This window comes from Pseudomonas sp. SORT22 (assembly GCF_018417635.1).
Taxonomy (GTDB): Bacteria; Pseudomonadota; Gammaproteobacteria; order Pseudomonadales; family Pseudomonadaceae; genus Aquipseudomonas.
The window spans coordinates 5,734,890-5,752,653 of sequence record NZ_CP071007.1; the positions used below are offsets into that span (position 1 = coordinate 5,734,890).

Sequence of the window (17,764 nt, forward strand, 5' to 3'; positions counted from 1 at the left end):
AACTATTCATAGTCACCCTGAGCACTCTTCACGTCCCAGGGATGGGCGTATCGGGGGGTACTCATGCTAGCATACGCCCCCCGCTGATCGTGCTTCAGGCCGATGCTGCGAGAGCTTCACTTCCCTGCCATTTTTCTCCGGGACACAGGTTTACGCAGATGAGCAAGACTTCTCTCGATAAGAGCAAGATCAAGTTCCTTCTTCTCGAAGGCGTCCACCAATCCGCCGTGGACGTCCTCAAGGCCGCCGGGTATACCAGCATCGAGTACCTCACCGGTTCTCTGCCCGACGCTGAGTTGAAAGAAAAGATCGCTGATGCCCATTTCATCGGCATCCGCTCGCGCACTCAACTGACCGAAGAGGTTTTCGACTGCGCCAAGAAACTGGTCGCTGTCGGCTGTTTCTGCATCGGTACCAACCAGGTTGACCTGAACGCCGCTCGTGAGCGCGGTATCGCCGTGTTCAACGCGCCGTACTCCAACACCCGCTCGGTGGCCGAGCTGGTGCTGGCCGAAGCGATCTTACTGCTGCGCGGCATCCCCGAGAAAAACGCTTCCTGCCACCGTGGCGGCTGGATCAAGAGCGCGGCCAACTCCTTCGAGATCCGCGGCAAGAAGCTGGGCATCGTCGGCTACGGCTCGATCGGCACGCAACTGTCGGTCCTGGCCGAAAGCCTGGGCATGCAGGTGTTCTTCTTCGACCCGCTGACCAAGCTGCCACTGGGCAACGCGACCCAGGTCACCAGCCTCAACGAACTGCTGGGCCTGGCCGACATCGTCTCGCTGCACGTGCCTGAGCTGCCATCCACCCAGTGGATGATCGGCGAGAAAGAAATCCGCGCGATGAAGAAGGGCTCGATCCTGATCAACGCCGCCCGCGGTACCGTGGTCGAACTGGATCACCTGGCTGCGGCGATCAAGGACAAGCACCTGATTGGCGCCGCCATCGACGTGTTCCCGGTCGAGCCGCGCTCCAACGACGAGCAATTCGAAAGCCCGCTGCGTGGCCTGGACAACGTGATCCTGACCCCGCACATCGGCGGTTCCACCGCTGAAGCCCAGGCCAACATTGGTCTGGAAGTGGCCGAAAAGCTGGTCAAGTACAGCGACAACGGTACTTCCGTGTCGTCGGTCAACTTCCCTGAAGTGGCCCTGCCGGCGCACCCGGGCAAACACCGCCTGCTGCACATCCACGAAAACATCCCGGGTGTACTCAGCGAAATCAACAAAGTGTTCGCCGAAAACGGGATCAACATCTCCGGTCAGTTCCTGCAGACCAACGAGAAAGTCGGTTACGTGGTTATCGACGTTGACGCCGAGTACTCGGACCTGGCGCAAGAAAAACTGCAACAGATCAAGGGCACCATCCGTTCCCGCGTTCTGTTCTAAGTTTTCCGTGCGACAAAAAAGGGAGGCCGTGATGGCCTCCCTTTTTTATGCCCGCCTTACTTGACGGTAACGGTGATCTTCTTCGACTCGACGCTTGGCTTGAACGGCACGTGGAACTTGTCGCCCAGCACCAGTTGCAGGGTGTGCTTGCCCGGGGTCAGGGTCAGTTTTACTTCAGTCTGTGCCTTGCCGAAGTGCAGCACTTGCGGGCCCGCCGCCAGCGGCGCGTTGTTTTCCGGCAGTAGGCTGGTTGGCAGTACCTGGTCGGCTGCAGGTTCTTGATCGACGTCCACCAGCAAGTGGTGGTGGCCGCTATGCGGGGTCTGATCACCCGCCGGCTTGAGCTCCATGCCCTCGATGCCGAATTTGACGGTGAAGGTCTGGTCGACCGTGGCGCCATCGGCCGGGGAAACGATGAAGACCTTGGCGGCTTTTGGCGGCTCCTGGCTTTTCAGGCCATCGGCGGCAGCGGCAAAGGCCGAGACCCCCATCAGCAATCCGGCGACGGCTGCACGCGAAAATAGGCTTTTCATTCACTTCTCCTGTGTTTTACTTCAATAACCCTTGCCACTGAACGAACGGCAACGGTGGATTACCATAGTCCAAATGCGTCAAAACATGTTTAACAACGGTGACAGAAAAATTTCGCCGCCCGTTAAACATCCTCCACCTGACGTGGTCTTAAGTTGTGTTCGACCGTGACAACACCAGAAAGTCGCGGCGACTCGATTTCACTGCCAAGCATTCAAGGGGCTTAAATGCGTTTTGCCATTGGGGTACTACTTGCCACCCTGCTCAGCCCATGGGCACAGGCCGAGCTGATCGACGACGTCAACGACCGCGGTGAACTGCGCATTGCCGTAGAAGCCAACATGGCGCCGTTCAATTTCAAGGAAAACGACAAGCTGAGCGGCTTCGAAGTCGAGCTTGGACAGTTGCTGGCCAACGAACTGGATGTGCGCGCCGAGTTTGTCGTGGTTGAAGCCAAAGACCTGCTGCAAGGCGTTGAAAGCGGCAGCTACGACATCGCCATCAACCACATCGCCGCTACCCCTGAGCTCAAGGAGCGCCTGGATTTCAGCGAGCCCTACGCGTATTCCAGTGCCCAACTGATCGTGCGCAAGGAAGAAAAGCGCCCGCTGAGTTCCCTCCAGGCCCTCAAGGGCCATAGCCTGGGCGTGGTCCAGGGCAGCCAGTTCGCCGAACAGGCGCGGGTGGTCGAAGGCGTGGACCTGCGCAGCTACGCGGATGCCATGCAGCCGATCAAAGACGTGGCCAGCGACCAGATCGATGCCGCCATCAGCGACCGTTTGCTGGTGCCCTATGCCATCCGCGACAGCCAGCAAGCGGTGAGCAAGGGAGCCACCGTTGGCCCGATCCTGACCCTGGCGATTCCGTTTCAGAAGGGAAACCCGGCGTTCCAGAGCGCTGTGGACAACGCCCTGCAGCGAATCAAGGCCGATGGCCGCTTGAGCGAGCTGTCGCAGAAGTGGTTCGGGATGGATGCGAGCAAGCCGCCGAAGTAACAAAAGCTTCGCGGGGCAAGCCCGCTCCCACCGGGCCCGGTAGGAGCGGGCTTGCCCCGCGATGGTGTTAAAGCTGTTTCAAGGCTTGCTCTGCCGCCTCAAGCTCCAGCTCACTGAACACCTGCACCCCTTCCCGGCGCAGTAACGCCACAGTCACCCCTTCGCCGGTGACTTTGGTGCCACTGAAGGTACCGTCATAAGTCAGCAGATTGCCACACGAAGGACTGCCTGACTTGAGCACCGCGATACGGATGCCATGCCGCCGCACCAGCTCCAGCGCCCGCTGCGCACCGGCCAGAAATTGCACACTGACATCCTCGCCCGTGACGGTCAGTACCTGCGTGTCACCTTCGAGCACCGCTGCGCCCTGGCCACCGGGGATCTCCGCCGGTGGCCGTGGCGTTGGCAAGCCGCCGGCCACTTCAGGGCACAAAGGCACGATGCGCCCCTGGTTTTGCCACTGCTGGAGCAATTCCGGATGGCCGCTGGCGCGTCCGTCATAGCGCACCGGCTGGCCGAGCAGGCAGGCACTGACCAGGACCTTGTGCATCTCAGAACGGCTCGTTGCCACGGCGGCGGAACCAGCCGGTCAACGACAGGCGGTCGCGATGGGCCGGCAGCACCTCATGGGGGACTTCGCCGGAAAGGAATATCACCAGGCAACCGCCAATCGGCGGCACGTCGTGCTCGACATCACCCTTGAGGGTCATGCGTAGCTGGCCGCCATGTTCGGGCTGCCAGCCTTCATTGAGGTAGATCACCGCCGAAACCATGCGCCGGTCGTCGTCGCGAAAGCGGTCAAGATGTTTGCGATAAAAGGCGCCCGGCGGATACAGGGCGAAGTGGCACTCGAAGTCCTCAAGACCGAGGAACAGCCCGCGATTGAGGGCCAGGCGCAGGCTGTCCATCAGTGCCAGGTAGTGGTCGCAAGGCTCGGCCTGGCCGGGCTCCAGCCACTGGATGCGGTCGCCGCGGATGCCCTCGCGGACCTCCTGGGCAACGCCCCGACCCACGGCTGCCGGTTCCAGCTCGCCCTCGGCGGCGCGTTTGCGGCACTCGGCCGCCAGCGCCAGGGTCAGAGGCTCTGGAAGAAAGGTATCTTGCTGCGACCAGCCACGGGTGGCCAGGTCGTCGACGATGCGCAACAGCAGGGGGTCATCAGGGGATATGTGCATGTCGCGCATAGTATCGATCTGCTGCGAAATCCGACAGCGCCACTTGGCCGAGAGTATGCAATGGCTTCTCGACAAAGCCCCGCCATGGCAAGGACAATAGCGCCCTGCCGACAGGAGTCCTGAATGCGCCGTTTGTTTTTACTGCTGATGATGATCTGCACCACGCCTGTCTGGGCAGACAGCCTCGACCAACTCTACAAGGTCGCCGGCTGGCCCGAGCAGCGCGCCCACTTTACCGATGCCCTCGATGCCGCCCAGCAGCGCTATCGCAACAGCCTGCCGCCTGCGGTTTACCAGGCGCTGGTCAATAACAGCAATCAGCGCTTCCAGGCCCAGGCCGTGGATAAACGCGCCGAGGCCCAATTGCGCGCCAATCTCAGCGATCCAGCGCCGGCCCTGGCGTTCTTCCAGTCGCCGCTGGGGCGCAAGATCGTCGCTGCCGAACTGCTCGCCACCCGTCGCGACCAGCTGGCCAAGAATGCCAAGGGCCTGCCCAAGGTCCAGGCCAGCGACAACCGCCTGCTGATCATCGGCCACCTGGCCCAGGCCCTGCCGGCCCGTGAAGCCGGTGCCGAAGTGAGCCTGGCGATTGCCGGGGTCGCCGCCGACAGCCTTAGCCAGATGATCCCCGGCCTGCTCGGTGGCGGCCAGGCCCAGGGCCTGCTCGACGGCCAGCGCCAGCGTTTGATGGAGCAGATCGGCAGCGAGCTGAACAACACCTTGCTGTACGTCTATCGCGACCTGTCCGACGCCGAGCTTGAAGAGTTCGCCACCTTTGCCGAATCCGCTGAAGGCAAGGCTTACTACAAGGCGGCCCTGGCGGCGATCCGCGCCGGCCTTGCGGTGGGCCAGGAAACCTCGCAGCTGAAGTGATCAGCCCAGGCGCTGGTCGATGAACTCGAAATAGCGCGCGCGAATCGCCGGCAGCTCGTTGGCCAGGTGATGCCGCGCTTCGGGGATCATCAGGATCCGCGGCGCGGCGAACTTCTCCCCCAGCACCTTGAGGTTGTACGGCCAATCGACGGTCATGTCGCATTCGCCCTGGATGATCAGCGGCTGGCGCGGGCTGAGCGGCGCCGCCTCGATACGCTTGACCCAATCGAGCAGCGCCCCGACCCAGGCCGTCGGCAGGCGCCTTGGCTGCAGCGGGTCGGCCAGCAGGAACGGCAAGAAGGTCGGGTCGTTGCTGTTCTCGCTGAAGCGCCGTTCGATGCCGTTGACGAACGGCTTGAGCACCCGGTAGCTGAACTTCGACCAGCGCCAGGCCCGTGGCCGTACCAGCGGCGCCAGCAGGATCACCTCGCCCTGGGCCGGGCTCTGGGCGCCGTGATGCAGCAGATGGTCGACGACGATGGCGCCACCGGTGCTCTGCCCGAACAGGTGCCAGGGCTGCGGCAACTCAAGGCTGCGGGCCTGCTCGAACAACGCATGCAGCACCTGCTGGTAGGCGCTGAAATCATCGATGCTGGCCCGCTCGCCGCTGGACAGCCCGTGCCCCGGCAGGTCGCAGGAAATCACCGCATAGTGCTGGTCCAGCGCCCAGTCGATGACATGCCGGTACAGGCCCATGTGATCGTAAAAGCCATGCAGCAGAATCAGCGTTGCCACTGGCGCTGCCGGCAGCCACACCTGGCCGACCACCTCGAAACCTGCGGCGTCGAAGCGCCCGAGCCAGCTCTGCGGGGCCTCTTCGCGGGCGGGCAGATCCAGCCCGTAGAAGCGCTGATAGGCCTGGCCCTGCGTCGACAGCGGCTGCCGCGCCGCCAGGGAGGTCAGGCTGGCACGTAGGGAGTCGGGCTGAAATGACGCGGGCATAAAAGAATTCCAGACACAAAAGCGGGTTATTGACCTGTGATATTCATCTGTCGCCGCCGGCATGGCAAGCTAAGCGACTTTTTTCGGACACTGCCGACATGCCCCGCTCGCCCCTGCGTACCCTGCTTGGCCTGTTGCTCGCCGCCCTCTGCGGCGCCGGCCTGTGGTGGGCCTACGACAGTTTTCAGAGCCGCTACCTGCGCACCTTCGACAACCAGACCGCGCTGTTCTCCGGCGACCGCCTGCAACTGCCGGCGGGCATTGCCGGCCCCGGCCCGATCCGCCTGGTGCACTTCTGGGACCCGGCCTGCCCGTGCAACGTCGGCAACCAGCAGCACCTGGGCGAGCTGATCGAGCACTTCGCCCCCCAAGGCGTGGAGTTCTACGTGGTGCAAAAACCCGGCACCCGCGGCCAACTTCCTGCCACCCTCAGTGCGCTCAAACCGCTGGGCGAGCTGCCCGGCGCCGAACACCTGCCGGCCACCCCCGGCGTGGCGATCTGGGACCGCAACGGCCAACTGGCCTACTTCGGCCCCTACAGCGAAGGCGCCACCTGCAACTCCAGCAACAGCTTCATCGAGCCGATCCTGCTCGCCCTGAGCCAGGGCCGCGCCGTCAGCGCCACGCACACCATGGCGGTGGGCTGCTACTGTCCCTGGCAGCCCTAGCGCACCCGCGCAGGGTTGCCCACCACGGTGGCACCCGCCGGCACATCGCGGGTGACCACGCTGCCGGCGCCGATCACCGCGTTGTCGCCCACCGTCACCCCCGGCAGGATGATCGCGCCGCCGCCGATCCACACGTTGCCGCCGATCTTCACCGGCCGCCCGCTTTCCAGGCCGCTGCGGCGTAGCGCCGGGTCCAGCGGGTGGTCGGCGGTGTAGATCTGCACCGCCGGGCCGATCTGGCAGTCATCGCCGATGCTTACCGGGGTGACGTCGAGGATCACGCAGTTGAAGTTCATGAACACATTGGTGCCGACACTGATGTTGTAGCCGTAGTCGCAATAGAACGGTGGGCGAATCACCGCGCCGTCACCGACCTTGCCGAAATGCTCGACCAGCAAACCATGGCGCTGCTCATTGAGCAGCTCGGCGCTGTTGTTGTAGCGCTGCATCCAGTGCTTGTTGGCGATCTGTTCGGCCTGCAGCTGCGGGCAGCTGGCGTGATAGAGCTGGCCGCTGAGCATCTTCTGCTTTTCACTGAGACTCATCTTCCCTCCTTTGGGGCTATCCTCTGTCCGACTTTACCTCGATGATCGGACCACACGATCCGCTAAAAAGCACAAGGAGTCACGATGAAGCGCAGCCTGACCTTCCTCGCCGTGGTCATCGCCGCGGCCGCCGGCGGCGGTTACTGGTACGTGCACGGCAAGCTGCCGCAACGCCAGGGCGAGGTTACCCTGAGCAGCCTGCAGGCACCGGTCAATGTGCGCTACGACGCCCGCGGCGTGCCGCATATCCAGGCGCAGAACGAGGCCGACCTGTACCGTGCCCTGGGCTACGTGCATGCCCAGGATCGCCTGTTCCAGATGGAGATCATCCGCCGCCTGGCCCGTGGCGAGCTGGCCGAGATCCTTGGCAGCAAACTGGTCGCTACCGACACCCTGTTCCGCAGCCTGCGCATTCGCGAGCAGGCCGAGCTTTACGTCGAGCGCCAGGACAAAACCTCGCCCGCCTGGCTGGCCCTGCAGGCCTACCTTGAGGGCGTCAACGCCTGGCAGGACAGCCATCCCAAGCCAATGGAGTTCGACGTGCTGGGCATCTCGCCACGGCCCTTTACCGCCCAGGACACCATCAGCATCGCCGGCTACATGGCCTACAGCTTTGCCGCAGCGTTCCGCACCGAGCCTGCGCTGACCTATATCCGTGACCAGCTGGGCGCCGACTACCTGAAAATCTTCGACCTCGACTGGAACCCGCAAGGCGCCCTGGCCAGCACGCCAGCCCTGGCCGCCAGCGACTGGCAAAGCCTGCAGCAGCTTGCGCAGCTCAGCCAGCAAGCCCTGGGCGATGCCGGCATTCCCCAGTACGAAGGCAGCAATGCCTGGGCCATTGCCGGCAGCCGCACGCGCAGCGGCAAGCCGCTGCTGGCCGGCGACCCGCATATCAGTTTCGCCGTGCCATCGGTGTGGTACGAGGCGGAACTGAGCGCGCCCGGCTTCAACCTCTATGGCTATCACCAGGCGCTCAATCCCTTCGCATCGCTCGGGCACAATCGCGACTTCGGCTGGAGCCTGACCATGTTCCAGAACGATGACGTCGACCTGATCGCCGAACAGGTCAACCCCGACAACCCCGAGCAAGTGAAGATCAACGGCCAGTGGCAAACCCTGAGCCAGACCCATGAACAGATCGCAGTGAAGAACGAGGCGCCGGTGGACATCACCCTGCGCCGCTCGCCCCATGGGCCGATCGTCAACACGGTACTGGGCGACATGGCGGGCCCGACGCCGATTGCCGTGTGGTGGGCGTTCCTGGAAACCGAGAACCCGATCCTCGATGGTTTCTACCAGGTCAACCGTGCCGACACCCTCGACAAGATGCGCGCCGCGGCGGCGAAGATCCAGGCACCCGGGCTCAACCTGATCTGGGCCAACGCCCGTGGCGATATCGGCTGGTGGGCGGCGGCGCAGTTGCCGATTCGCCCTGCCGGAGTCAACCCGGGCTTCATTCTCGATGGCAGTACGGCGCAGGCCGACAAGCTCGGTTTTTATCCTTTCAGCGCCAACCCGCAGGCGCAGAACCCGGCCAGCGGCTACATCGTCTCGGCCAACTTCCAGCCGCCAGCGAACATACCGGTGCCGGGCTATTACAACCTGGCCGACCGTGGCCAGCGCCTGAACCAGCACCTGGCCGACCCGCAGATCAAGTGGGACCAGCAAAACAGCCAGGCGCTGCAACTGGACACCGCCACCGATTACGGCCCGCGCACCCTGGCGCCGCTACTGGCAGTGCTGCGCGAAGTGGCCGAGGGCGATCAGGAGAAGGAACTGGTCGAGCAACTGGCGGCGTGGAATGGTGACTATCCGGTGGACTCGGTCAGTGCCACGCTGTTCAACCAGTTCCTCTACGAACTGGCCTACGCGGCGCTGCACGACGAGCTGGGCGACACCTGGTTCCAGACCCTGATCAGCACCCGCGCCATCGACGCCGCATTGCCGCGCCTGGCGGCCGACGTCGGTTCACCCTGGTGGGGCAAACAGGGCAGCAGCGAGCACGGCGATCGCACCGCAGCGGTGAAGCAGGCCTGGGGCAACACCCTGGCGCACCTGCGCGAGACCTTCGGCAACGACCCGGCCGGCTGGCAATGGGGCAAGGCACACACCCTGACCCACAACCACCCATTGGGGCTGCAGAAGCCGCTCAACCTGTTGTTCAACGTCGGCCCGTTCGCCGCGCCGGGCAGCCATGAAGTGCCCAACAACCTGTCGGCGAAAATCGGCCCGGCGCCCTGGCCGGTGACCTATGGGCCATCGACCCGGCGCCTGATCGACTTTGCCGATGCCGGCCAGGCACTGACCATCAACCCGGTCGGGCAAAGCGGGGTGTTGTTTGACCGCCACTATGGCGACCAGGCCAAGGACTATATCGAGGGCCGCTACCACAAGGCGCAGATGGGGGTGATTCCGGCGCAGAGCACCTTGAAGCTGGTGCCTTGAAAGCATCGCGGGGCAAGTCGGGTCGCCGTACCGCCGCTCCTACCGACACTGATGGGAGCGGCGGTGCGGCGACCCGACTTGCCCCGCGATTGATCAGCCCTGCCAGTTACCGCCTTCGACAATCACGCTCTCAGGCTTGGTGTCATCGCTCAGTTCCTTGCGCACATACTGGTCATACAGCTTGAGCAGGTACTTCTGCTCGCCCAGGCGCACCAGTTCGGCGTTGACCCAGTCGCGCAGCTCGATGTTGCCCTTCTTCACCGCCGGTGCAATCGGCGCTTCCTCACCGAGTTTTTCTTCCAGCACGCGGTAGCCCGGGTTCTGTTTCGACCAGCTGAACAGGATCAGGTTGTCCTGGGCATAGGCATCACCACGACCACTGGCCAGGGCCTGCAGCGACTCGGTGTTCTTCTCGAACTTGAGCAGCTTCCAGTCCGGATGGTTCTTGGTCAGCCAGATATCAGCGGTGGTGCCGGTGGTGACGATGGTGGTCTTGTCGGCCAGGTCATCGAGTTTTTTCACGCTGCTGCCTTCCGGTACCAGGGCCTGCACGGCCACCCGCAGGTTGGGGTTGGTGAACTCCACCGCTTCCTTGCGCTCCGGGGTCACGGTCATGTTGGCCAGGATCAGGTCGACCTTGTCGCTTTGCAGGAACGGAATACGGCTGGCAGGCTCGACAGCCACGAACTCGACCTTGTTCTCGTCGCCGAGCAGGTCCTTGGCAAACTGGCGGCCGATGTCGGTATCAAAACCGACATAGCGCCCGGCCTCATCGACAAAGCCGAATGGCGGCTTGTCGGTGAAGACGCCGACGATCAGCTTGTCGCGGGCCTTGATGGTTTCCAGGTAGCTGGTGGCCGGAGCGGCGCCAGCGGCGGCCGGCTTGCCCGGTTCTTCAGCCTTGTTGCAGCCGGCCAGCAAGGCCAGGCCGAGTAGGGACAACAGCAGTTTCGACGTCTGGGCAGTTTTCATGACAATTCCTTTGCGGGTGTTTTGGGCAGGCTTTCAACAAAGGAGAATTTCTCCAGGAACTGCTGCGCGCGTGCGCTCTGCGGGTTCGTAAAGAAGCTCTCGGGGTCGCGCTGTTCAAGGATCCTGCCGGCCTCCATGAACACGATGCGGTCGGCCACCGCGCGGGCGAAGGCCATTTCATGGGTGACGATGAGCAGGGTCATGCCGTCGCGCGCCAGGCCCTGGATTACTTGCAGCACTTCCTTGACCATTTCCGGGTCGAGCGCCGCGGTGACTTCATCGAACAGCATCACTTGCGGGTTCATGCACAGCGAGCGGACGATGGCGATGCGTTGCTGCTGGCCCCCGGAAAGCTGGCGCGGGAAGGCGTCGCGCTTGTCCAGCAGGCCAACCCGGGCCAGCAGGGCTTCGGCCTGGGCCTGGGCCTCGCGGCGCTCGCGCTTTTGCACCTTGAGCGGGCCGAGCAGCAGGTTGTCGATCACGCTCATGTGGCCGAACAGGTGATAACTCTGGAACACCATGCCGACCTGCTGGCGCACCTGACGCCAGTCGGTGCCAGGCGTCAGCAGCTCTTCACCGGCCAGGCGCAGGCTGCCGCTGTGGGCGCTTTCCAGGCCATTGAGGCAACGCAGCAAAGTGCTCTTGCCGCAGCCGCTGGGGCCGAGGATCACCACCACTTCACCGCTGCGCACCTGCAGGTCGACGTGGTCGAGCACCTGCTGCTCGCCGAAGAATTTATTGAAGCCCTTGAACTCGATCAGTGCGCTCATGCGTGTGTCCAGCGGCGCTCCAGCGCGCGCGAGGCGGCTGACAGCGGGTAGCAAATGAAGAAGAAGAACAGGAACAGCGCGCCGTAGATCAGCACCGACTCGTAGGTGCGTTCGATGATCTGCTGGCCGACCTTGATCACATCGACTACGCCGATCAGCACCGCCAGCGAGCTGGTCTTGATGATCCGCGTGTAGATGTTGATGGTCGGCGGGGTCATGCGCTTGAGCGCCTGGGGCAGCAGCACGTAGCCATACAGCTGCGCGCCGGACAGGCCGATCGACAGCCCCGCTTCACGCTGCCCGCGCGGCAACGACTGCAGCGCCCCGCGCACCACCTCGCCGACTTCGCTGGCGCCCCACAACGACAGCACCAGCACCGCACACCAGAAGCTTGGGATGCTCACGGCAAAGAAAATCGGCAGGCCGAAGAACAGCAGGTACAACCAGACCAGCACCGGAATCGCCCGAAACAGCTCCAGGTAGATGCGCAGCAGCAGGTTCACACTGCGTTTGCCCAAGGTCGCCAGCACGCCGTAGAGCACGCCGCCGAGGGTGGCAAAGAGGATGCTCAGCGCCGAAATCGCCAGGGTTTGCGCAGCGCCCTTGCCCAGTTGCGGCAAAGACACCAGCAACAACTCAAGACCCGAACTGGCCATGTTGCAGCCTCCGTTCCAGGCGGCTGAGCAGCAGCGACAAAGGCAGGAACAGCAGCACGCAAATCAGCGTCAGCACCGCGAGCATCTCGTAAGTCTTGTAATACAGGGCGATGTAGCTCTTGGTGGTGTAGAGGATCTCTGGCACCGCCACCGCCGACACCACGGTGGTTTCCTTGAGCAAAAAGATGAAGTTGGCAAACAGCGCCGGCAGGCTGAGGATCCCCGCCTGCGGCAGGATCACATGGCGCAGCAACTGGCCTTCCGACAGGCCGATCGAGCGGCCGGACTCCAGTTGCGCCACCGGCACCGCCTCGACACCGGCGCGCAGCACCTCGGTGAGGTAGGCGCCGCCGAGGAAGGTCATGGTGATGATCGCCGCGGCGAACCCGGACATCTTCAGGCCCAGTTCCGGCAAGGCGAAGTAAACGAAGAACAGCTGGATCAGCAGCGGCGTGTTGCGCGCCAGCTCCACGTAGAGTTTGACCAGGCGCTGCAGGTACGGCGTGCGGTAAACCAGAATCGCGGCGTTGACCAGCGCCACCAGCAGCGAAGTACCGATGGCGATCAGGCCGACTTGCAGTGTGACGCCCACCGCCTTGAGAAAGGCTGGCAATGTGCTAAGGATAAAGGCGAAGTCGAAGCTCATGGAGTGAGCCTCGGCAGACGATGACGATGCGACATGGACAGGATCTCGGACCGGCCCGAGGGTAAACGGGCGGCTCTACACAGGGGTTGTCAGTGCGGGTGAGCACAATAGGTAGACTCTAAAGGTATAAAAATATTTCTTTAAATACCTTTATTGCATATTGATATCACCCAAACAGCTAACCTGCGAAATCCTTGGCGGTGACGGGATCTTTCTGCTGAAAATGCCATCCAAGCGCTGTCGGCCCATCACACCAACAAGGAAGACAAAGGATGAATAGCGCCCCCTCTCTCGATGCAAAAGAACTGATCAAGTGGCTGACGGCATTGCGCCGGGCGGTCAATGCGGGGAATTGAAAGCACTGTGGGAGCAAGGTTGACCCGCGATGCGATTTGACTGGTAGATCGCATCGCGGGGCAAGCCCGCTCCCACAGGATGTGTGTGTAGCCTCTTAGAACGCCGGCAGTACCGCGCCGCTGTATTTCTTCTCGATGAAGGTCTTCACTTCAGGGCTGGTCAGGGCCTTGGCCAGCTTCTGGATGGCGTCGCTGTCCTTGTTGTCCGGACGGGCCACCAGGAAGTTCACGTACGGCGAGTCGGCGCCTTCGATCACCAGGGCGTCCTTGGCCGGGTTCAGGCCGGCTTCCAGGGCGTAGTTGGTGTTGATCATGTCCAGGTCGACCTGATCGAGCACACGCGGCAGCATGGCCGATTCAAGCTCGCGGAACTTCAGCTTCTTCGGGTTCTCGGCGATGTCTTTCGGGGTCGCCAGGGCGTTCTTCGGATCCTTCAGGGTGATCAGGCCAGCCTTCTGCAACAGCAGCAGGGCACGACCGCTGTTGCTGCCTTCGTTAGGAATGGCAACGGTAGCGCCTTCCTTCAGTTCGCTCAGGCTCTTGACCTTCTTCGAGTAGCCGCCGAAGGGTTCGACGTGCACGCCGATCACGGTTTCCAGGTGGGTGCCTTTGCCTTCGTTGAAGTTCTTCAGGTACGGCAGGGTCTGGAAGTAGTTGGCGTCCAGGCGCTTCTGGTCGACCTGCACGTTAGGCTGCACGTAGTCGGTGAATACCTTGATCTCCAGGTCCACACCTTCCTTGGCCAGGGTCGGCTTGATCAGCTCGAGGATTTCCGCGTGCGGTACCGGGGTAGCGGCAACTACCAGCTTCTCGCCCGCCTGGGCAAAACCTGCAACCGACAGAGCGGCCGCCAGAGCAGTCAACAACAGAGCCTTTTTCATGCGCAGTCCTTATTCGAATACATGGCCATCGGGCGACGGCGAAGATGGGGGTTGCCAGCACTTTGCTAGCTGGCTTGAAGCGGACAATACCTAGATTTTTTATACCAGAACAATATCTTTTATTTTGCTGCTTATGCCATTTTCAACGGACGCCGCCATGCACCCCATACATGGCATCAGGCAGCGGGTTGCGTCAGACGCAACAGAGTCTTCTCCAGCAATTGTTGCAGAGCACTGCGCTCACCCGGCTCACCAAGGCTCAGAAGCTGCTCCAGCTGGCTGGCCAGAGCGCTCAAGGGTGTCGGCAGGTTCAAATGCTCGGGGAGGATTTCTTCACCGCTGCTGACCAGCAGGGCAAAGTGAATGACGTTCTCAAGCTCACGGGTATTGCCCGGCCAGCTGTGCAGCTCCAATACCCGCTGCGCCGCTTCGCTGATCAACGGCACCGGCAGGTTCAGGCGCGGGCTATAGATACCAACGAAATACTCGGCCAACGGCAGGATATCGCCGACCCGTTCACGCAAGGCCGGCAGCTCCAGCTGGCCTTCGCGCAGGTAGTGGTACAGGCGGTCGTGGAACTTGCCGGCGCTCACCGCCTCGGCCAGGTCGATGCTCGAGGCGGCGACCAGGCGCACGTCCACCGGGTTTGGTTGCTGGGCACCGACGCGGGTGACTTCGCGGTTTTCCAGCGCCGAGAGCAGCTTGATCTGGATCGGCAGCGGCAGGTCGGCGATTTCGTCCAGGTACAGGGTGCCGCCGTTGGCCGAGCCGAACCATCCGGCCCGGCTGCTGGCCGCGCCGCTGTGAGCACCGGCGCTGTAGCCAAACAACTCGGCGTCGGCATAGGTCGGGCTGATCGCCCCGCAGTTGACCGAAACAAACAAGCCGCCGCGATCACTGGCGCGATGAATCTGGCGGGCCAGCAATTCCTTGCCAGTCCCGGTTTCGCCGCGGATCAGCACTGGCAGGGCCAGGGGCGCTAGCAGCTCGAGCTCTTCGCGCAATTGCCGCGACCGCGGATCGACGAACACCAGCGCCTTGGCGCGGATGCTCAGCGGGCTCTTGTCCAGCTCGGGAAACGTCAACAAAGGCTGGCCGAAGGTGTCGTGATTACTCATGGCAAACTCCCGCCCTTGGCGCTTTCCGGCCGGGCGTTCGAATCAAGGCAAATGGTCAGCGCCTGAAGCTCAGGCGCGGCGTAGAGCGTGCTGTTCCAGACGGTTCTGCAGGCGGTACAGGTAAGCGAAGCCCTGCTCCCAGCGACGGTGCCCGGACTTGACGTTGATATGCCCGGCACCTGCGAGGAAGCCCGTTTCGGCGCCCCAGGCACGGGCCAGCTGCATGGCCCGCGGGGCACTGACAGCCGGGTCGTTGTCGGAGCTGACCACCTGGCTTGGGAACGGCAGCAGCAGCTGCGGAATCGGTGCAAAGTTGCGCAGTGCCGGCGCACAGGTCGGCCGCTCGACGTCAGCCGGCGCCACCAACAAGGCACCGCGTACCCTGCGCAACAGGGTAGCGCTGGCTTGCGCGGCCCAATGGGCAACGGTGATGCAACCCAGGCTGTGGGCGATCAGGATCACCGGCGACTCATCGGCGGCCACCGCTTGCTCGAGAGTTGCGACCCAGTCCTGGCGCTGCGGGTTCAACCAGTCGGCCTGCTCGACCCGGGCGCTGTTGGGCAGCACCTGCTGCCAGTGGGTTTGCCAATGCTCGTCTGGCGAACCTTGCCAGCCCGGCACAATCAGGTAACGGATCGACTCGTTGCGCATGGGACGCCTCCTGCTGCGTTTGCGTGCATGAGGCCCAGTATAGGGGGGTGGTTATATTCGTAAAGGAATAAGAAGCTATTTATTAATAACAAAAATATAAATTTTCCATAAAAAAAGGGACCACCCCCTGCCGAAGGACCGGTCCCTGAAGCATTGCCTGAGAGATGTTGCTCAGCGGGCGGTGATCACCGACAACTTGGTGATACCGGCACGTTCGATCGAGGCCATGGCGCGCGCCACCTCCCCATAATTAACGCCATCGTCGGCCTGCAGCTGTACGCGCAGTTCCGGGTCTTTGGCCTTGGCCGCCTGCAGGTTGGTTTCCAGCAGATCCGGCTGGATCTCGTCCTTGTTGATAAACAGCTTGCCGCCGCCGTCGATGCTCACCACCAGCGGATCCTTCTGTTCCACCGGAGCCACGGCCTCGGTCTTGGGCAAGTTGATCGGGATGGCGTTGGTCAGCAGTGGCGCGGTGACGATGAACACCACCAGCAGCACCAGCATCACGTCCACCAGCGGCGTCACGTTGATCTCGCTGAGTACTTCGTCACTGTCCTGGGTCGAGAAGGCCATATCAGGATGCCTCCTTCACTTTCTGGGTGTGCTGGCCAGCGGCGGCCTTGTAGGCAGTCGGGTGCACCAGTACCCGGAACGCGCTCTTCTGCGCCAGGCTGTAGAAGTCGTGGGCAAAGTCATCGAGGTCGGCGGCGGTCAGCTTCAGGCGGCGCAGGAAGTAGTTGTAGACCAGCACCGCCGGCACCGCGACGGCAATACCGACACCGGTGGCGACCAGCGCCGCACCGATCGGCCCGGCCACGGTTTCCAGGCTCGCCGAACCTGCGGCGCTGATGCCCTTGAGCGCTTCCATGATGCCCCAGACGGTGCCGAACAGGCCGATGAAGGGCGAGGTGCTGCCGATACTGGCGACTACCGCCAGGCCGGTTTCCAGCGAGCGACGCTCACGCACGATCTGCTGGCGAAGGGCACGTTCGAGGCGGTCCTGATGGTTGATCGCCTGGCTCAGGTCGCTGGCTTGCTGGCCTGGCTCGCCGACCGCGATAGCGGCGTAACCGGCCTGGGCGACCCGGGCTGCGGCACCGGGTTGCGCATGGCTGAGCTCGGCAGCGGAATCCAGGCTTGAAGCCGCCCAGAATTGTTTGTGAAAGCGTTTGTCCTGGTTCTTCAGGCGCACGAACTGCACGCCCTTGACCAGGGCCAGGCCCCAGGTGACGACGGAGAAGCCCACCAGCAGCCAGATCACCGCGCTTTCGATGGATTCGAGGGGGGATGCCAATACAGTCATGATCAATACTCTCTTCTGTTAGCGCGAATTAGCGGATCTTGAAGTCGATGGGTACGCTGACCCAGCCGTCCTGGGCCACGTCGCCCTGCTTGGCCGGGACGAAGCTCCAACGCTTGACCGCAGCCAGGGCGGCGTCGTCGAGCTGCTGGCGGCCACTGCTTTTCTGAATCTGGATGTCACCCGGCTTGCCGCTGGCCAGTACCCGCACCCGCAACAACACCGTGCCTTCCCAGCCGCGACGCTGGGCCAGCGACGGGTACTCCGGCGCCGGGTTCTTCAGGTACGCGGCGTTGGCCGAAGCCGGGGTCACCGGCGCTGGTGCCGGCGGAGCCGGGGGCGCTGGTGGTGCTGCCGGTTGTGGCGGTACGGGCGGTTGCTCGACCGCCTTGGGCGCAGGCTTGGGTACCGGTTTAGGCACAGGTTTCGGCTTGGGCTTGGGTACCGGCTTGGGCGCAGGTTTGGCGGCCAGCTCATCAACCACCGGTGGCGGCGGCTCGACCACTGCCGGTGGCGGTGGCGGAGGCGGCTCGACGGCCGGCGGCGCTGGCTGGGAAAACTCGATGGTCATCGGCGGGATTTCCGGCGGCACCACCGGCAACACCGGGGTCGGCGCCTGGCTCACCCAGTACGCCAGCGCACCGTGCAAGGCCAGGGCAAACACCCCGAGCAGAATCTTCTCCCGACGGCTCAGCGCGCTTTTCGGCGTGCTTTGCAGACGCAACTGCGCCAGCGGCAACCGCAGCGGGCGACCGAGGTCGACCAGCTCGCCGCTCGGCGACTGGCGCCAAAGCACATCGTGAGCACTGGCGGCGGTCTGGACATTACCCATTGATCAACTCCTGGGAC

Annotated in this window: 20 protein-coding genes; 5 read left to right on the forward strand and 15 right to left on the reverse strand. The window is 63.2% G+C overall.

All coding sequences use genetic code 11. The features are described 5' to 3' along the window. The first annotated feature begins 158 nt into the window (after window positions 1-158). Entirely contained in the window at window positions 159-1,388 is a 1,230-nt protein-coding gene (gene serA, locus JYG36_RS26270; protein WP_045201808.1) for a phosphoglycerate dehydrogenase, read from the forward strand. Window positions 1,389-1,444: 56 nt separating this feature from the next. On the opposite strand, the gene JYG36_RS26275 is transcribed toward serA, so the two are convergent. After that, entirely contained in the window at window positions 1,445-1,921 is a 477-nt protein-coding gene (locus JYG36_RS26275; protein ID WP_045201806.1) for a DUF4399 domain-containing protein, read from the reverse strand. A gap of 225 nt (window positions 1,922-2,146) precedes the next feature. Between JYG36_RS26275 and JYG36_RS26280 the strand changes: the two genes are divergently transcribed. After that, window positions 2,147-2,914 carry a transporter substrate-binding domain-containing protein gene (locus tag JYG36_RS26280; RefSeq protein WP_213602751.1) on the forward strand — a complete coding sequence of 256 codons (768 nt, stop codon included), beginning with the start codon at window positions 2,147-2,149 and terminating at the stop codon, window positions 2,912-2,914. Between the two features lie 67 nt (window positions 2,915-2,981). Here JYG36_RS26280 and JYG36_RS26285 read toward each other — a convergent pair whose 3' ends face one another. Both JYG36_RS26285 and JYG36_RS26290 read right to left on the reverse strand, forming a co-directional pair. After that, window positions 2,982-3,464 carry a 2-thiouracil desulfurase family protein gene (locus JYG36_RS26285; protein ID WP_195885429.1) on the reverse strand — a complete coding sequence of 161 codons (483 nt, stop codon included), beginning with the start codon at window positions 3,462-3,464 and terminating at the stop codon, window positions 2,982-2,984. A 1-nt stretch (window position 3,465) separates the two neighbouring features. Continuing rightward, entirely contained in the window at window positions 3,466-4,098 is a 633-nt protein-coding gene (locus tag JYG36_RS26290; protein ID WP_045201793.1) for a 2OG-Fe(II) oxygenase, read from the reverse strand. 114 nt (window positions 4,099-4,212) lie between these two features. On the opposite strand from JYG36_RS26290, the gene JYG36_RS26295 reads away from it, so the two are divergent. Then, window positions 4,213-4,962, forward strand: coding sequence for a DUF2059 domain-containing protein (locus tag JYG36_RS26295; protein WP_045201792.1), 750 nt, complete (start codon window positions 4,213-4,215; stop codon window positions 4,960-4,962). Here the strand turns inward: JYG36_RS26295 and bipL are convergent, their stop codons facing one another. Continuing rightward, complete coding sequence (gene bipL / locus JYG36_RS26300) at window positions 4,963-5,904, reverse strand: phospholipase BipL (protein WP_195885428.1); 942 nt, start codon at window positions 5,902-5,904, stop codon at window positions 4,963-4,965. A 98-nt stretch (window positions 5,905-6,002) separates the two neighbouring features. Here bipL and JYG36_RS26305 point away from each other — a divergent pair, with 98 nt between their 5' ends. Next, a complete protein-coding gene (locus tag JYG36_RS26305) occupies window positions 6,003-6,572 on the forward strand; it encodes a DUF6436 domain-containing protein (protein WP_093377366.1) in 570 nt (189 codons plus the stop codon). Here JYG36_RS26305 and JYG36_RS26310 read toward each other — a convergent pair. Then, entirely contained in the window at window positions 6,569-7,117 is a 549-nt protein-coding gene (locus JYG36_RS26310) for a sugar O-acetyltransferase (RefSeq protein ID WP_213602753.1), read from the reverse strand. The genes JYG36_RS26305 and JYG36_RS26310 overlap by 4 nt on opposite strands. An 84-nt stretch (window positions 7,118-7,201) precedes the next feature. Here JYG36_RS26310 and JYG36_RS26315 point away from each other — a divergent pair, with 84 nt between their 5' ends. Next, window positions 7,202-9,565, forward strand: coding sequence for a penicillin acylase family protein (locus tag JYG36_RS26315; protein ID WP_213602755.1), 2,364 nt, complete (start codon window positions 7,202-7,204; stop codon window positions 9,563-9,565). Window positions 9,566-9,658: 93 nt separating this feature from the next. Here JYG36_RS26315 and JYG36_RS26320 read toward each other — a convergent pair whose 3' ends face one another. From JYG36_RS26320 to JYG36_RS26365, 10 genes are all read right to left on the reverse strand, one after another. Next, window positions 9,659-10,537, reverse strand: coding sequence for a transporter substrate-binding domain-containing protein (locus JYG36_RS26320; RefSeq protein WP_213602757.1), 879 nt, complete (start codon window positions 10,535-10,537; stop codon window positions 9,659-9,661). Beyond that, on the reverse strand, window positions 10,534-11,307 hold the full coding sequence (locus tag JYG36_RS26325) for an amino acid ABC transporter ATP-binding protein (protein ID WP_045201779.1): 774 nt from the start codon (window positions 11,305-11,307) through the stop codon (window positions 10,534-10,536). The genes JYG36_RS26320 and JYG36_RS26325 overlap by 4 nt, the downstream gene beginning before the upstream one ends. Further along, window positions 11,304-11,963 (reverse strand): amino acid ABC transporter permease, encoded by a 660-nt coding sequence (locus JYG36_RS26330; protein WP_093377382.1) that lies wholly within the window; start codon window positions 11,961-11,963, stop codon window positions 11,304-11,306. Before JYG36_RS26330 ends, JYG36_RS26325 begins: the two co-directional genes overlap by 4 nt. Next, on the reverse strand, window positions 11,944-12,609 hold the full coding sequence (locus JYG36_RS26335) for an amino acid ABC transporter permease (RefSeq protein ID WP_213602759.1): 666 nt from the start codon (window positions 12,607-12,609) through the stop codon (window positions 11,944-11,946). The genes JYG36_RS26330 and JYG36_RS26335 overlap by 20 nt, the downstream gene beginning before the upstream one ends. A gap of 451 nt (window positions 12,610-13,060) precedes the next feature. Then, window positions 13,061-13,846: a MetQ/NlpA family ABC transporter substrate-binding protein gene (locus tag JYG36_RS26340; RefSeq protein ID WP_213602760.1), complete on the reverse strand. Its 786-nt coding sequence runs from the start codon at window positions 13,844-13,846 to the stop codon at window positions 13,061-13,063. Window positions 13,847-14,022: 176 nt separating this feature from the next. Beyond that, window positions 14,023-14,964, reverse strand: a complete 942-nt coding sequence (locus tag JYG36_RS26345) for a sigma 54-interacting transcriptional regulator (protein ID WP_213602761.1) — start codon at window positions 14,962-14,964, stop codon at window positions 14,023-14,025. A gap of 69 nt (window positions 14,965-15,033) precedes the next feature. Next, window positions 15,034-15,615: an alpha/beta hydrolase gene (locus JYG36_RS26350; RefSeq protein WP_045201770.1), complete on the reverse strand. Its 582-nt coding sequence runs from the start codon at window positions 15,613-15,615 to the stop codon at window positions 15,034-15,036. A gap of 171 nt (window positions 15,616-15,786) precedes the next feature. Continuing rightward, the gene (locus JYG36_RS26355) at window positions 15,787-16,188 is read right to left on the reverse strand and encodes an ExbD/TolR family protein (RefSeq protein ID WP_045201768.1); all 402 of its coding nucleotides are present in this window, start codon (window positions 16,186-16,188) and stop codon (window positions 15,787-15,789) included. Between the two features lies 1 nt (window position 16,189). Then, entirely contained in the window at window positions 16,190-16,918 is a 729-nt protein-coding gene (locus JYG36_RS26360) for a MotA/TolQ/ExbB proton channel family protein (RefSeq protein WP_038997727.1), read from the reverse strand. Between the two features lie 28 nt (window positions 16,919-16,946). After that, window positions 16,947-17,747, reverse strand: a complete 801-nt coding sequence (locus JYG36_RS26365; protein ID WP_093377395.1) for an energy transducer TonB — start codon at window positions 17,745-17,747, stop codon at window positions 16,947-16,949. Window positions 17,748-17,764: the final 17 nt, after the last annotated feature.